Source organism: Streptomyces venezuelae (assembly GCF_008642335.1).
GTDB lineage: Bacteria > Actinomycetota > Actinomycetes > Streptomycetales > Streptomycetaceae > Streptomyces > Streptomyces venezuelae_F.
Genome location: NZ_CP029191.1, coordinates 31,805 through 46,187, shown reverse-complemented (window position 1 = coordinate 46,187; position 14,383 = coordinate 31,805). Strand labels below are relative to the sequence as shown.

General features: G+C 73.2%; 13 protein-coding genes. 12 read left to right on the top strand and 1 reads right to left on the bottom strand.

Features of this window, described 5'->3' with window-relative positions; all coding sequences use genetic code 11:
* The first annotated feature begins 22 nt into the window (after window positions 1-22).
* From DEJ49_RS00205 to DEJ49_RS00160, 10 genes are all read left to right on the top strand, one after another.
* Window positions 23-718 carry an antibiotic biosynthesis monooxygenase family protein gene (locus tag DEJ49_RS00205; RefSeq protein WP_150181780.1) on the top strand — a complete coding sequence of 232 codons (696 nt, stop codon included), beginning with the start codon at window positions 23-25 and terminating at the stop codon, window positions 716-718.
* A gap of 95 nt (window positions 719-813) precedes the next feature.
* On the top strand, window positions 814-1,143 hold the full coding sequence (locus DEJ49_RS00200) for a TcmI family type II polyketide cyclase (RefSeq protein ID WP_150181779.1): 330 nt from the start codon (window positions 814-816) through the stop codon (window positions 1,141-1,143).
* Complete coding sequence (locus DEJ49_RS00195) at window positions 1,140-2,411, top strand: beta-ketoacyl-[acyl-carrier-protein] synthase family protein (protein ID WP_150181778.1); 1,272 nt, start codon at window positions 1,140-1,142, stop codon at window positions 2,409-2,411. Before DEJ49_RS00200 ends, DEJ49_RS00195 begins: the two co-directional genes overlap by 4 nt.
* Window positions 2,408-3,628 carry a ketosynthase chain-length factor gene (locus DEJ49_RS00190; RefSeq protein ID WP_150181777.1) on the top strand — a complete coding sequence of 407 codons (1,221 nt, stop codon included), beginning with the start codon at window positions 2,408-2,410 and terminating at the stop codon, window positions 3,626-3,628. The genes DEJ49_RS00195 and DEJ49_RS00190 overlap by 4 nt, the downstream gene beginning before the upstream one ends.
* A 19-nt stretch (window positions 3,629-3,647) precedes the next feature.
* Window positions 3,648-3,917, top strand: coding sequence for an acyl carrier protein (locus DEJ49_RS00185; protein ID WP_150181776.1), 270 nt, complete (start codon window positions 3,648-3,650; stop codon window positions 3,915-3,917).
* A 13-nt stretch (window positions 3,918-3,930) separates the two neighbouring features.
* Complete coding sequence (gene fabG / locus DEJ49_RS00180; protein WP_150181775.1) at window positions 3,931-4,716, top strand: 3-oxoacyl-ACP reductase FabG; 786 nt, start codon at window positions 3,931-3,933, stop codon at window positions 4,714-4,716.
* Between the two features lie 55 nt (window positions 4,717-4,771).
* Entirely contained in the window at window positions 4,772-5,716 is a 945-nt protein-coding gene (locus tag DEJ49_RS00175) for an aromatase/cyclase (protein WP_150181774.1), read from the top strand.
* Window position 5,717: 1 nt separating this feature from the next.
* The gene (locus tag DEJ49_RS00170; RefSeq protein ID WP_150181773.1) at window positions 5,718-7,253 is read left to right on the top strand and encodes an FAD-dependent monooxygenase; all 1,536 of its coding nucleotides are present in this window, start codon (window positions 5,718-5,720) and stop codon (window positions 7,251-7,253) included.
* A gap of 42 nt (window positions 7,254-7,295) precedes the next feature.
* Window positions 7,296-8,870, top strand: coding sequence for an FAD-dependent monooxygenase (locus DEJ49_RS00165; protein WP_150181772.1), 1,575 nt, complete (start codon window positions 7,296-7,298; stop codon window positions 8,868-8,870).
* A gap of 569 nt (window positions 8,871-9,439) precedes the next feature.
* The gene (locus DEJ49_RS00160) at window positions 9,440-10,279 is read left to right on the top strand and encodes an alpha/beta hydrolase (protein ID WP_150181771.1); all 840 of its coding nucleotides are present in this window, start codon (window positions 9,440-9,442) and stop codon (window positions 10,277-10,279) included.
* Window positions 10,280-10,455: 176 nt separating this feature from the next.
* On the opposite strand, the gene DEJ49_RS00155 is transcribed toward DEJ49_RS00160, so the two are convergent.
* Window positions 10,456-11,325 carry a sigma-70 family RNA polymerase sigma factor gene (locus DEJ49_RS00155; RefSeq protein WP_150187948.1) on the bottom strand — a complete coding sequence of 290 codons (870 nt, stop codon included), beginning with the start codon at window positions 11,323-11,325 and terminating at the stop codon, window positions 10,456-10,458.
* A 301-nt stretch (window positions 11,326-11,626) separates the two neighbouring features.
* Between DEJ49_RS00155 and DEJ49_RS00150 the strand changes: the two genes are divergently transcribed.
* Window positions 11,627-13,729, top strand: a complete 2,103-nt coding sequence (locus tag DEJ49_RS00150) for an MMPL family transporter (protein ID WP_223832658.1) — start codon at window positions 11,627-11,629, stop codon at window positions 13,727-13,729.
* Between the two features lie 185 nt (window positions 13,730-13,914).
* Complete coding sequence (locus tag DEJ49_RS00145; RefSeq protein ID WP_150181769.1) at window positions 13,915-14,367, top strand: carboxymuconolactone decarboxylase family protein; 453 nt, start codon at window positions 13,915-13,917, stop codon at window positions 14,365-14,367.
* Window positions 14,368-14,383: the final 16 nt, after the last annotated feature.

Here is a 14,383-nt window from a genome sequence, read left to right as displayed (position 1 = left end):
CGACAGGAAGAGACCCGACGCCATGCCCTACATCTCCACCCAGGACAAGCACCTGACCGTCCTCAACCTGTTCACCACCGACAAGCCGGAGAAGCAGGACACGCTGATCCAGGAGATGCGGAAGATCGTCGACACCGCGGCGTTCGACGGCTGGATCTCCTCCACCGTGCACGCCGGCCAGGACAGCCCCGGCACCGCCAACTTCATCCAGTGGCGCAGCGGCGAGGACCTGGAGAAGCGGTACGCGGGCGAGGAGTTCAAGCACCGCACGCTGCCCGTCTTCCAGGACATCACCACCTCCATCCGGCTGCTGCAGAGCGAGATCGTCTACACCCAGCGCCACCCCTCCCAGGGCGAGGCGACCGAGGTCTCGCCCGACCGCGACGACCACACCGTCATCGAGATCTTCAAGGTCTCCGCGGGCGACCAGGACGAGCTGATCGCCGAGCTCGGCCAGGGCCAGTCCTGGCTGGCGGACGTGGACGGCTACCGCTCGCACAGCGTCTTCAAGGGCCTGCGCGCCCGCTTCCTGGAGGGCCCCTTCGCCGTCGTCTACTCCCAGTGGGCCAGCAAGGAGCAGTACGACGCCCACCGCAACCAGCCCGCCGCGCAGCAGTCCGAGGCGCGCCAGAAGTCCCAGGCCCGCATCGACGCCCTGAAGACCGACCGCGACTGGAACTCCTACCGGGTCATCCACAGCCGCGCCGCCGGCGCGTGAGCCGCCCGGACCGGCCGCGCGGGCCCCGCCCGGCCGGCCGGTCCGCCCCGTCCCCGCCGACCACGGCGCCCGGCGCCCACCGCAAGGAGCGAGGTATGCACAGCACGCTGATCGTGGCCCGGATGGCGATCGACTCCAGCCGCAGCGTCGCCGAACTGTTCACCGACTTCGACGCCACCGACATGCCCCACCGCATGGGCACCCGGCGCCGCCAACTCTTCGCCTACCGCGGCCTCTACTTCCACCTGCAGGACTTCGACAACGACGACGGGGGCGCCCGCATCGAACACGCCAAGGACGACCCCCGCTTCGTGCGGATCAGCGACGACCTCAAGCCGCACATCGAGGCCTACGACCCGGCGACCTGGCGCTCCCCGGCCGACGCGATGGCCCAGCGCTTCTACTCCTGGGAGGCCGGCGCATGACGCAGCGCCGCGTCGCCATCACCGGCCTGGAGGTCCTGGCCCCCGGCGGTCTGGGCCGCAAGGAGTTCTGGCAGCTGATCAGCGAGGGCCGCACCGCGACCCGGGGCATCACCTTCTTCGACCCCGCCCCCTTCCGCTCCAAGGTGGCCGCCGAGGCCGACTTCTGCGGCCTGGAACAGGGCTTGAGCCCGCAGGAGGTGCGGCGCATGGACCGCGCCGCCCAGTTCGCCGTGGTCACCGCGCGCAGCGCCGTGGCCGACAGCGGCGCCGAACTGGCCGAGCACGCCCCGCACCGCATCGGCGTGGCCGTGGGCAGCGCGGTGGGCGCCACCATGGGCCTGGACAACGAATACCGCGTCGTCAGCGACGGCGGCCGCCTGGACCTGGTCGACCACCGCTACGCGGTGCCGCACCTGTACAACTACCTGGTGCCCAGCTCGTTCGCGGCCGAAGTGGCCTGGGCGGTCGGCGCGGAGGGCCCCTCCACGGTCGTCTCCACCGGCTGCACCTCGGGCATCGACGCGGTCGGCTACGCGGTGGAGCTGGTGCGCGAGGGCTCCGTCGACGTCATGGTCGCCGGCGCCTCCGACGCGCCGATCTCCCCGATCACCATGGCCTGCTTCGACGCGATCAAGGCGACCACACCGCGCCACGACGCCCCCGAGCGGGCCTCGCGGCCCTTCGACGGCACCCGCAACGGCTTCGTGCTGGGCGAGGGCGCCGCCTTCTTCGTCCTGGAGGAACTGGAGAGCGCCCGGCGGCGCGGCGCGCACATCTACGCCGAGATCGCCGGCTACGCCACCCGCTCCAACGCCTACCACATGACCGGACTGCGCCGGGACGGCGCGGAGATGGCCGAGGCCATCCGCCTGGCCCTGGACGAGGCGCGCATCAACCCCGAGCAGGTCGACTACATCAACGCCCACGGCTCGGGCACCAAGCAGAACGACCGGCACGAGACGGCCGCGTTCAAACGGGCGCTGGGCCACCACGCCTACGACACCCCGGTCAGCTCCATCAAGTCGATGGTGGGCCACTCGCTGGGCGCCATCGGCTCCATCGAGATCGCCGCCTCCGCACTGGCCATGGAGTACGACGTGGTGCCGCCGACGGCCAACCTGCACACCCCCGACCCCGAATGCGACCTGGACTACGTGCCGTTGACCGCCCGCGACCAGCGCACCGACACGGTCCTGACGGTCGGCAGCGGCTTCGGCGGATTCCAGAGCGCGATGGTGCTCACCTCGGCGCAAAGGAGCACCGTATGACGGCGGTCGCGGTCACCGGCATGGGCATCGCCGCCCCCAACGGGCTCGGCGCGGCCGACTACTGGGCGGCCACCCTGGGCGCCAAGAGCGGCATCGGCCGCATCACCCGCTTCGACCCCTCCGGCTACCCCGCCCAACTGGCCGGGGAGATCCCCGGCTTCGAGGCCGCCGACCACCTGCCGGGCCGGCTGCTGCCGCAGACCGACCGCGTCACCCGCCTCTCGCTGGCCGCCGCCGACTGGGCGCTGGCCGACGCCCGGGTGGACGTGGCCGCCTTCGACCCGCTGGACATGGGCGTGGTCACCGCCAGCCACGCCGGCGGCTTCGAGTTCGGCCAGGACGAACTGCAGAAACTGTGGGCCAGGGGCAGCCAGTTCGTCTCCGCCTACCAGTCCTTCGCCTGGTTCTACGCGGTCAACAGCGGCCAGATCTCCATCCGGCACGGCATGAAGGGGCCCAGCGGCGTCGTCGTCAGCGACCAGGCCGGCGGCCTGGACGCCCTCGCCCAGGCCCGCCGCCTCATCCGCAAGGGCACCCCGCTGATCATCGGCGGCGCCGTGGACGCCTCGGTCTGCCCCTGGGGCTGGGTGGCCCAGCTGGCCGGCGGACGCCTGAGCGACAGCGACGAACCCACCCGCGCCTACCTGCCCTTCGACCGCGACGCCCGCGGCTACGTCCCCGGCGAGGGCGGCGCCCTGCTCACCCTGGAGCCCACCGAGGCGGCCCGCGCCCGCGGCGCCACCCTCTATGGCGAACTCGCCGGCTACGGCGCCACCATCGACCCGCCCCCGCACAGCGGCCGCCCCTCCAGCCTGCGCACCGCGATCCGCACCGCCCTGGACGACGCCGCCGCCGCGCCCGCCGACATCGACGTCGTCTTCGCCGACGGCGCGGGCGTACCCGACCTGGACCGCGCGGAGGCCGCAGCGATCAGCGAGGTGTTCGGTCCCGGCCGCGTCCCGGTCACCGTGCCCAAGACGATGACCGGCCGCCTGCACTCGGGCGCCGCACCCCTGGACGTGGCCTGCGCGCTCCTTGCGATGCGCGCCGGCCTCATCCCGCCCACCGTCCACATCGACCCCTGTCCCGAGTACGACCTGGACCTGGTCCTGTACCAGGCGCGTCCGGCCACTGTGCGCACCGCGCTGGTGCTGGCCCGGGGCCACGGCGGCTTCAACTCCGCGATGGTCGTGCGCGCCGCACCGGCCGGGACCTGAGACAAGGAAGCAGACCGACATGAGCGAACAGCGATTTACCCTGGACGACCTCAAGCGCATCCTCGTCGAGGCCGCGGGCGCCGACGAGGCCGCCCCGCCGGACGACGACATCCTGGACACCACCTTCGGTGACCTGGGCTACGAGTCGCTGGCCCTCCTGGAGACCGGCGGCTGCATCGAGCGCGAGTGGGGCATCGCGCTGGACGACGACACGCTCAGCGACGCCCTGACCCCCCGGGAACTGATCCGCACCGTCAACGAGCGGCTGGCCGCCGCCCGCGTGGCCTGAGAGGACACCCGCCATGACAGCAACCGCCCCCCGCCTCGCCCTCGTCACCGGCGCCACCAGCGGCATCGGCCTGGCCGCCGCCCGCCTGCTGGCCCGGCAGGGCCACCGCGTCTTCCTCGGCGCCCGCACCGCGGAGAACGTGGCCTCCACCGTCAAGCAGCTGCGCGAGGAGGGCCTGGACGCCGACGGAAGCGCGCTCGACGTACGCGACAAGGCGTCCGTCACCGCCTTCGTCAGCACCGCCGTGGAGCGCCACGGGCCCGTGGACGTCCTGGTCAACAACGCCGGCCGTTCCGGCGGCGGGGTGACCGCGGACATCGCCGACGAGCTGTGGGACGACGTCATCGACACCAACCTCAACAGCGTCTTCCGCATGACCCGCGCGGTGCTGACCACCGGCCGCATGCGCGAGCAGGACCGCGGCCGCATCATCAACGTCGCCTCCACCGCCGGCAAACAGGGCGTCGTGCTCGGCGCCCCCTACTCCGCCTCCAAACACGGCGTCGTCGGCTTCACCAAGGCGCTCGGCAACGAACTGGCCCCCACCGGCATCACCGTCAACGCCGTATGCCCCGGCTACGTGGAGACCCCCATGGCCCAGCGGGTGCGCCAGGGATACGCCGCCGCCTACGACACCACCGAAGAGGCCATCCTCACCAAGTTCCAGGCCAAGATCCCCCTCGGCCGCTACAGCACCCCCGACGAAGTCGCCGGCCTCATCGGCTACCTCGCCTCCGACACCGCCGCCTCCATCACCTCCCAGGCCCTCAACGTCTGCGGCGGCCTCGGCAACTTCTGACACCCACCGCCCCGCCCCGACCGCCCCGCCCGCCGCCGCACAAGGAGCAGCAGTCATGACGACGCGTCAGGTCGAGCACGAGATCACCGTCGGCGCGCCCGCCGCCACGGTCTACCGCCTGCTGGCGGACGTGAGCCACTGGCCGCAGATCTTCCCGCCCACCATCCACGTCGAGCGCGAGGAGACGGGCGCGCACCAGGAGCGCATCCACATCTGGGCCACCGCCAACGGCGAGGCCAAGAACTGGACCTCGCGCCGCACCCTGGACCCCGACACGCTGCGCATCACCTTCCGCCAGGAGGTCACCACCGCCCCGGTCGCCGCGATGGGCGGCACCTGGATCGTGGAACCGCAGGGCGCGGACACCTCCCGGGTGCGGCTGCTGCACGACTACCGGGCCATCGACGACGACCCGCAGGACCTCGAGTGGATCGAGAGGGCCGTGGACACCAACAGCACCGCCGAACTGGCCGCCCTCAAGGACAACGTCGAACAGGCCCACGCCGCCGAGAGCGAGGACCTCCTGTTCTCCTTCACCGACACCGTGGAGATCAACGGCGCGGCCAAGGACGCCTTCGACTTCGTCAACGAGGCCGGGCGCTGGCCCGAACGGCTGCCGCACGTGGCCACCGTACGCTTCGAGGAACCCGCCCCCGGCCTGCAGATCCTGGAGATGGACACCCGCGCCAAGGACGGCTCGGTGCACACCACCAAGTCCTACCGGGTCGCCCTGGACACCCACAAGATCGCCTACAAGCAGGTCACCCTGCCCGCCCTGATGACCCTGCACACCGGCTACTGGACGTTCACCGACACCGGCCGGGGCACCACCGAGGCCGCCTCCCAGCACACCGTGTCGATCAACACCGCCAACATCGCCGGGATCCTCGGCGAACAGGCCACCGTCGCCGACGCCCGCGCCTACGTGCACAGCGCCCTGTCCACCAACAGCCGCGCCACGCTGGGCCATGCCAAGGACTACGCGGAGCGGACGCACTGACATGGCCGCGCAGGACCCCGCCCGCCCCCGCCGCCCCGCCCCGGGCCGCACCGACGTGCTGGACACCCAGGTCATCGTCGTCGGCGCCGGACCCGTGGGGCTGCTGCTCACCGCCGAACTGTGCCTGCACGGCATCCAGGTCGCCGTCGTCGAACAGCGCCACCGCCCCACCAAGGAGTCCCGGGCCTCCACCCTGCACGCCCGCACCATGGAGATCTTCGACAGCCGCGGCCTGCTCACCGACTTCGCCAGCCCGCCCACCGAGGCGCGCGGCCACTTCGGCGGCCTGCCCCTGGACCTCACCCTGCCCGGCGCCTACCCCGGCCAGCACAAGGTGCCCCAGACCAAGACCGAGTCGGTCCTGGAGGAGTGGGCGCTCTCGCTGGGCGCCGACATCCACTGCGGCCACCGCCTGGAACTGATCGACCTGGTCCAGGACGGCGAGGCGGTCGAAGCACAGGCCATGGGCCGCGACGGGCGCCCCGTGCGGCTGCGCGGACAGTACCTGGTGGCCTGCGACGGCCAGGACTCCACCGTGCGCCGCCTGACCGGCGCCGACTTCCCCGGCCAGGACGCCACCCGCGAACTGCTGCGCGCCGACGTCGAGGGCATCCACATCCGCGACCGGCGCTTCGAGCGCCTGCCCGGCGGCCTGGCCATCGCCGCCCGCCGCGCCGACGGCGTGACCCGCGTGATGGTCCACGAATTCGGCGCGAAGGCCAGGCAGCGCACCGGGCCCCCCGAGTTCGCCGAGATGGCCGCCGCCTGGCAGCGGGTCACCGGCGAGGACATCGGCGCCGGCACCCCCTTGTGGGTCAACCACTTCGACGACGCCAACCGCCAGCTCACCCACTACCGGCACGGCCGCGTGCTGTACGCGGGCGATGCCGCGCACCGCCAGATGCCCATCGGCGGCCAGGCCCTCAACCTGGGCCTGCAGGACGCCTTCAACCTCGGCTGGAAACTCGCCGCCGTCCTGGCCGGCCACGCCCCCGCCGGCCTGCTGGACACCTACCACAGCGAACGCCACCAGGTGGGCCGCGCCGTGCTCGCCAACATCCGCGCCCAGGCACAACTGCTGCTGGGCAGCGCCGAGGTGGAGCCGCTGCGCGCGGTCCTGGCCGAACTGCTGGGCGACGAGCAGGTACGCACCCGCCTCGCCGGCATGATCAGCGGCCTCGACATCCGCTACGCCGACTGCGGCACCGGCCACCCCCTGACCGGCCTGCGCCTGCCGCACGCCCGGCTGCGGGTGGGCAGCGCCACCTGCACCACCCTGGAACTGCTGCGCTCGGGGCGCGGCCTGCTGCTCGGCCTGGACGGGCGGGTGCCGGCGGCGGGGGAGCGGTGGGCCGACCGCATCGATCTGGTGGTGGCCCGCCCCGAACCGGACAGCGAATCCGGCGAGCTGGACAAGGTGACCGCGCTGGCGGTGCGCCCGGACGGCTACGTGGTGTGGGCGGCCACCAGCGACCGGCCCGCCGGCGCCGAGGAGCTGTCCTGCGCCCTGGAGCGCTGGTTCGGCACCCCGCACTGACGCACGTCACGACATCCGCGAGCGAGGAGAGGCAGGAACATCATGGCGGGGACAGCAGTGACCACCGGCACCACCGGCACCACCGGCACCGACGGCCCCGACGTCACTGACGTCATCGTGGTCGGCGCCGGCCCGGCGGGGCTGATGCTCGCGGGCGAACTGCGCCTGGGCGGGGCGCGCGTCACCCTCCTGGAGCGGCTTCCCGAGCCGACCGGGCAGTCGCGCGGCCTCGGCTTCACCGCCCGGGCCATGGAGGTCTTCGACCAGCGCGGCCTGCTGCCCCGCTTCGGGCAGGGCCCCAGCCTGGAGGTCAGCCCGCTGGGCCACTTCGGCGGGGTGCAGTTCGACTACACCGCGCTGGAGGACGCCCACTTCGGGGCCCGCGGCATCCCGCAGAACCAGACCGAGGCGGTCCTGGAGGCCTGGGCCGGGGAGCTGGGCGCCGACATCCGGCGCGGCTGGCAGGTGACGGACATCGCCGAGGGCTTCCTGGACGGCGACCACGTCGAGGTGACCGCCCGCACCCCCGACGGGGTCCGCCGGCTGCGCGCCGCCTACCTGGTGGGCTGCGACGGGGGACAGAGCGGCATCCGCAAGGCGGCCGGTTTCGGCTTCCCCGGCCTGCCCGCCACCCGCACCATGTACCTGGCCGACGTGGTGGGCTGCGGTCTCAAGCCCCGCTTCTTGGGGGAGCGGCTGCCCAACGGCATGGTGATGGCGGCCCCGCTCGGGGAGGGCGTGGACCGCATCATCGTCTGCCCGCACGGCGTGCCGGCCCACGAGCGCGACGACGACATCACCTTCGCCGAGGTCGCCGCCGCCTGGCGGCACATCACCGGCGAGGACATCAGCGCCGGCAGCGCGCAGTGGGTCTCCTCCTTCAGCGACGCCACCCGCCAGGCCGACACCTACCGGCGCGGGCGGGTGCTGCTGGCGGGCGACGCGGCGCACATCCACCTCCCGGCGGGCGGGCAGGGGCTGAGCACCGGCGTGCAGGACGCGGTCAACCTCGGCTGGAAGCTGGCCGCCACGGTGTGCGGCACCGCTCCGGCGGGTCTGCTGGACACCTACCACGCCGAGCGGCATCCGGTCGGGCAGCGCCTGCTGATGAACACCCGCGCACAGGGCATCGTGTTCCTGGGCGGCGAGCAGTCGGACCCGCTGCGGGCCCTGTTCACCGAACTGCTCGCACACGACGAGGTCAAGCGCCACCTGGCCGGGATCGTCAGCCACCTGGACATCCACTACGACATGACCCCGCCCGGCACGGCCCCCTCACCCGCCCCCCACCCCCTGCTCGGCCGCCGCCTGCCCAAGCGCCCCCTGACCGGCGCCGACGGCGAGAGCGACACCGCCCGCCTGCTGCACCCGGCCCGCGGCATCCTCCTCGACCTGACCGACAACCCGGCCCTGCGCGCCGCGGCCGCCCCCTGGGCCGACCGGATCCACACGATCACGGCCACCGCCAAACCGTCCGAGGGCGCCACCGACGTCCTGACCGACCTGGACGCCCTGTTGGTCCGCCCCGACGGCCACGTGGCCTGGACGAGCCAGGACACCCCTGCCGGCCTGACCGCAGCCCTGACCCACTGGTTCGGCCCGAAACGAGCGTCCTAGTGCCAACGGCCCCCGCCCCGCCCGGACCCACCCCACCCAAAGAGCCCCCGGACACCCCCACCCCCGCCCCGCCACCCCGCCAGGAGGCCCCCCGCCCGGCGCCAACAGCACCAGCCCCGGCGGAAATTGCCCCGCCCGCGCACCAGCCAGGCGAAGGACACCCGCTCGCCCTGGACACCCCCACCCCCGCCCCGCCACCCCGCCAGGGCGCGCCCCACGCAGCCACAACAGCACCCGCCGCAGCCGGAGGTGCCCCGCCCGCGGAGCATCCGGGCGCCACCGCCCCCGCCCTGCCATCCCGGCAGGGCGCGCCCCACATAGCATCAACGGCCCCCGGCCCGACTTGGGTTGCCCCGCCCGAGGAGCATCCGGGAACCGCCGACCGCCCCCCGCCACCTCGCCAGGATGCGCCCCGCGCAGCCCCAACAGCCCCCGCCGTAGCCGGAGTCGCCCTACCCGCGGAGCATCCGGACACCACCGCCCCGCCACCCCGCCAGAAGGCTCCCCGCACACCACCCAAAGCCCCCGGCCCCGCCGGGACCACCCCGCCCGAGGAGGGGCCGGGCGAAGTGCGGTCGGTCGTTCTGGATGCCGGCGGGCTCGCCCTCTCCGCGCTGCTGTGTGAACCGGCAGGCCCTCCGCGGGCGCTGGTCGTGGCGGTGCACGGGGGCGGTATGCGTGCGGGCTACTTTCACGGGCGGGCCCGCTCGGAGCTGTCCCTGCTCCGGCTCGGGGCGCGGCTCGGCTGCACCGTGCTGGCCGTGGACCGGCCCGGTTACGGCCGCTCCGCGGCCGCCCTGCCCGAGGGCCTGCCCCTGGCGGAGCAGACGCCGCTGCTGCGCGCCGCCCTCGCCGACTTCGCCGGCCGCCATCCGGTGGGCGCCGGCCACTTCGTGCTGGCGCACTCCTTCGGCGGCAAGCTGGCCCTCGCGCTGGCCGCGCACGCCGGGGACGGCGCCGGGCTGCTCGGCGTGGACATCTCCGGCTGCGGGCGGCACTACGCGCCAGGCGCCGAGGACGAGGTGCGCCACCGCCGGCCCGCCTCCCGGCGCCGGCACTGGGGGCCGCTGCGGCTGTATCCGCCGGGCACCTTCCGGCAGAGCGCGGGCACGGTCGCGCCGATGCCGGTGCGGGAGGCGGCCGAACTGGCCGGCTGGCCGGGGCTGTTCGACCGACTCGCGCCGCGGGTGCGGGTGCCGGTCCGGTTCACCTTCGCCGAGCACGAGCTGTGGTGGCGCCGCCAGGAGCCCGACCTGGCGGCACTGGCGGCCGCCTTCACCGCCGCGCCGCGCGTCCTGCTGGAGCACCAGCCGGGCGCGGGGCACAACATCAGCCTGGGCTGGGCGGCCCGCGCCTACCACCTGCGGGCGCTGGCGTTCCTGGAGGAGTGCCTGCCCCCGGGCGCCTGAGAGCCTGTCTGTGAACCCCCGCCTGCGCCCCGACGCCCGGCACGCACTCCCCCAAGCTCTCGGCTCCGCTCGAGCAGGGGAGGCCCCAATCCGCCGCTGCGCCCGCGCTTCGCGCGGACGACGGGGGTTCACAGACAGGCTCTGAGCGGCGCCCGGGGAGCGGACCGCCGCCGCGCTCAGGCGTCCAGCACCACGATGTCCAGCTCCCGCAGCCGCTCGGGCCCGGCCACCAGATCGATCGCGGTGATCCGCCCGTCCTCGATGGTGAAGTTGAAGACCACGATCGGGCGGACCTTGGACTGCCACACCGCCCCCACCGACCCGTCGATGAGCGCGATCCGGGCCGCCTCCGCACCGCCGGAGAAGATGCTCGCCACGCCCTCGGCGCCCTCGGTCAGCGGCGCCGCCCCGATGCGTACCGCCGTGTCGTCGGCGTGCATGGAGGCGTCGGGCGCCAGCAGGGTGAGCAGCCGCTCGAACTCCCCGTTGCGGGCGGCGGTCAAGAAGGCGTCCACGACCTTGTGCTGGCGCTGCAGGTCGGGCAGGGGAGAGGCGCCGTGCACGCGCCGCCGGGCCCGGCTGGCCAGCTGCCGGGTGGCCGCCGGACTGCGCCCGATGATCGCGGCGATGTCGGCGAACGGCACCGCGAAGGTGTCGTGCAGGACGAAGGCGAGGCGCTCGTCGGGGTCGAGGGTGTCCAGGACCACCAGCATCGCCAGGCCCACCGAGTCGGCGAGCACGGCCGCGTGCTCGGGGTCGGAGGCGACCTCGGTGCGGGGATCGTCCGAGGGCTCGGCGTGCTCGGCCAGGAACTCCTCGCGCCGGTTGCGGGCGCGCAGCATGTCCAGGCAGACCCGGCTCACCACCGTGGTGAGCCAGCCGTCGAGGTTCTCCACGCTGTCGGTCTCGCTGCGGTGCAGCCGGATCCAGGCTTCCTGCACGGCGTCCTCGGCCTCGTCGGTCGAGCCGAGCATGCGGTGGGCCACGGCCTGCAGCCGCGGCCGCTTCTCCTCGAACGCGCGTGCCAACCGTTCGTTTTCCTGCATGACCACCGTCGTCCCCTTCGATCCCGGTCCGTGTGTGACAAACGCCTGTCACATCTTCGCGCTGCCGGGCGTCATAGCAGTGACGAACGGGACCACCCGCGTGTGACGGGATGCGCCGGCGCCGGCTTCGACAGGGCGCCGCACCCCTGGTCGCGCTCTCTCCCGAATTTTCAAGAGCGGAGCTGTCCGAAGCAGGCTCCCTGACCCTTTGCGAGCAACCATGACAACGCTACGTCGTCGACCAGACACCCACAGTGACAGTCCAGGCGCCGCAGCCGGATTCCTGGCCCGCTATGCCCGCATGGTCAGCGGACGCCGCTCCAAGTGGGCCGTACTCCTCATCTGGCTGGTGCTCATCTCGGCCGGCGGCTCCCTCGCCGCCAAGCTGGGCGACGTCCAGGACAACGACCCCGAGACCTGGCTGCCCTCCAGCGCCCAGTCCACCCAGGCCGTCAAGCTGGCCGAGAAGCACTTCGCCGACAAGGACAGCAGCACCGCCATCATCATCTACGCCCGCGGCGGCGGCCTCACCGACGCCGACCGGGACAAGATCGCGGCCGACCGCACCGCGCTGCAGGACGACATCGCCGTCGGCGACGTCGCCAAACCCCAGATCTCCGACGACAACAAGGCCGCCTTCCTCAGCTACCCGCTGCGCACCAGCCCCAGCGACAACGGAGTGCTCACCGACGCCGTCAGCGACTCCGAGGACATCGTCAAGAAGGGCGCACCCGACGGCCTGGACATCCGCATCGCCGGCGAGGCCGGCAGCGTCCGCGACTTCGCCGAGGTCTACAGCGGCATGGACGGCGCCCTGCTCGGCGCGGCCCTCGGCGTCGTCGCCCTGCTGCTCCTGCTCACCTACCGCAGCCCCGTCCTGTGGATCGTCCCGCTGCTCACCGTCTTCCTGGCCAGCCAGGTCGCCAGCGGCGTGGTCTACCTCCTGGCCAAACACGCGGGGCTGCTCGTCAACGGACTCAGCGCGTACATCCTGATGATCCTGTGCGTGGGCGTGGGCACCGACTACGCCCTGCTGCTCATCGCCCGCTACCGCGAGGAACTGCACCGCCACCAGGACCGCCACGAGGCGATGCAGATCGCCGTGCGCCGCTCCCTGCCCGCGCTCGCCGCCTCCGCGGCCACCGTGGGCGTGGCCACGCTCTGCCTGGTCTTCGGCAGCATGAACTCCACCCAGGGCCTGGGCCCGGTCGTGGCCATCGGCATCGCGGTGGTCTTCCTGGCCATGACCTCCCTGCTGCCCGCCCTGCTGGTCATCCTGGGCCGCTGGACGTTCTGGCCGTTCGTGCCGCGCCACACCCCCGGCTACGACGCGAGCGCGGAGAAGGAGCACGGCACCTGGGCCCGCGTGGCGGGCGCCGTGGGCCGCAGGCCCCGCGTGATCTGGGCCGCCTCCATCGGCGTCCTGGCCGTCCTGGCCCTTGGCACCACCACGGTGGAGACCGGCCAGACCCAGGCCGAGCAGTTCACCAAGTCCGTCGACTCGGTCGAGGGCCAGCACCTGCTGGCCAAGCACTTCCCGGCCGGCTCCTCCGCGCCCGCCGACATCTACGTGCCCGCCGCCGGGGCCGGCACCGTCCTGCAGACCGTGCGCGAGGTCCCCGGCGTCGAGTCCGCCGCGAGCGAGCGCACCGCGGGCGGCTGGACCCACCTGACCGCCGTCTTCGAGGCCGCCCCGGACACCGCCGCGGCCAAGGACACCGTCGAGCGGATGCGCACCGCCCTGGACCGGACGCAAGGGGAGAGCGCCGAGGCCGTCGTGGGCGGCCAGACCGCGATCGTCCTGGACACCTCCGACGCCCAGAAGGACGAGGAGCTGCTCCTCATCCCGCTGATCCTCGCGGTCGTCTTCCTCATGCTGGTCCTGGTGCTGCGCGCGGTGGTCGCCCCGCTCGTCCTGCTGGCGTCGGTGGTCGTCTCCTTCGCCTCCGCCGTCGGCGCGGCCTCCCTGCTCTTCCACGCCATCGACTACCCGCGCATCGACCGCGGCCTGCTGCTGATCGGCTTCCTGTTCCTGGTCGCCCTCGGCGTGGACTACACGATCTTCCTGATGGCCCGGGTCCGCGAGGAGGTCAAACTCCGCGGCCACCGCGAGGGCACCCTGACCGGCCTCACCGTCACCGGCGGCGTCATCACCTCCGCGGGCGTCGTCCTGGCCGCCACCTTCTGCGTCCTGGCCGCCATCCCCACCGTCGCCTCCCTGCAGCAGGGCCTGCTCATCGCCATCGGCATCCTCCTGGACACCTTCCTGGTGCGCAGCCTGCTCATCCCCGCCCTGTCCCTCAGCATCGGCCCGCGCATCTGGCGCCCGGGCCATCCCGAGGACGAGGCGCCGCTGACCGGCGAGCGCCCCGCACAGACCGCCCGCGTCGACGTCGGCACCTGACCGGCGCGCCGGACGGAAGGGGGCGCCGCGCCGAATCCCCCGCGGCGCGCGCCCCCGCCCCCGACCGTGCGCCAGGTCCCGGCAGCCCCGGTGACCTGCCGCTGTCACACTCACCCGCCCCCAGTCGTCATAGAAGTGACGCTGCCTGAAAGCGGCGTCGATGGTGAACCAAGAGAGGAAAAATCATGGAAGCGCGCCTGCAGAACCCGGCGATGATCCTTGACGCCACCCAGCCTGTGCAGGACATGTACAAGGCGATCTACTCCGGTGGAGTCCCGAAGACGACCCTGGACCTGGTCCACCTGCGCGCGAGCCAGATCAACGGCTGCAGCCCCTGTGTGGACTCCGGGGCCCGCGGCGCCCGCAAGGCCGGCGAGACCGAGGAGCGCCTGTTCGCCGTCTCCGCCTGGCGGGAGACCTCCTACTTCACCGACGCCGAGCGCGCCGCGCTGGAGCTGGCCGAGTGCGCCACCCGCCTGGCCGACCGCTCCGACCCGGTGCCGGACGACGTGTGGGAGCGCGCCAAGGCCCACTACGACGAGAAGGGCCTGGCGGCCCTGATCCTCATGATCGCCCTGTCCAACTTCTTCAACCGCCTGAACGTGACCACCAAGGCGATCGCCGGCGCCTGGGGCTGACCGGCCCCCGCACCCG

What these genes read in the sequence shown, in the direction of transcription:
- DEJ49_RS00195 (WP_150181778.1), top strand. Translation starts at nt 1,140, where the DNA reads ATGACGCAGCGCCGCGTCGCCATCACCGGCCTGGAGGTCCTGGCCCCC.
- DEJ49_RS00145 (WP_150181769.1), top strand. Translation starts at nt 13,915, where the DNA reads ATGGAAGCGCGCCTGCAGAACCCGGCGATGATCCTTGACGCCACCCAG.
- DEJ49_RS00165 (WP_150181772.1), top strand. Translation starts at nt 7,296, where the DNA reads ATGGCGGGGACAGCAGTGACCACCGGCACCACCGGCACCACCGGCACC.
- DEJ49_RS00205 (WP_150181780.1), top strand. Translation starts at nt 23, where the DNA reads ATGCCCTACATCTCCACCCAGGACAAGCACCTGACCGTCCTCAACCTG.
- DEJ49_RS00190 (WP_150181777.1), top strand. Translation starts at nt 2,408, where the DNA reads ATGACGGCGGTCGCGGTCACCGGCATGGGCATCGCCGCCCCCAACGGG.
- DEJ49_RS00170 (WP_150181773.1), top strand. Translation starts at nt 5,718, where the DNA reads ATGGCCGCGCAGGACCCCGCCCGCCCCCGCCGCCCCGCCCCGGGCCGC.
- fabG (WP_150181775.1), top strand. Translation starts at nt 3,931, where the DNA reads ATGACAGCAACCGCCCCCCGCCTCGCCCTCGTCACCGGCGCCACCAGC.
- DEJ49_RS00185 (WP_150181776.1), top strand. Translation starts at nt 3,648, where the DNA reads ATGAGCGAACAGCGATTTACCCTGGACGACCTCAAGCGCATCCTCGTC.
- DEJ49_RS00155 (WP_150187948.1), bottom strand. Translation starts at nt 11,325, where the DNA reads ATGCAGGAAAACGAACGGTTGGCACGCGCGTTCGAGGAGAAGCGGCCG.
- DEJ49_RS00175 (WP_150181774.1), top strand. Translation starts at nt 4,772, where the DNA reads ATGACGACGCGTCAGGTCGAGCACGAGATCACCGTCGGCGCGCCCGCC.
- DEJ49_RS00200 (WP_150181779.1), top strand. Translation starts at nt 814, where the DNA reads ATGCACAGCACGCTGATCGTGGCCCGGATGGCGATCGACTCCAGCCGC.
- DEJ49_RS00150 (WP_223832658.1), top strand. Translation starts at nt 11,627, where the DNA reads ATGGTCAGCGGACGCCGCTCCAAGTGGGCCGTACTCCTCATCTGGCTG.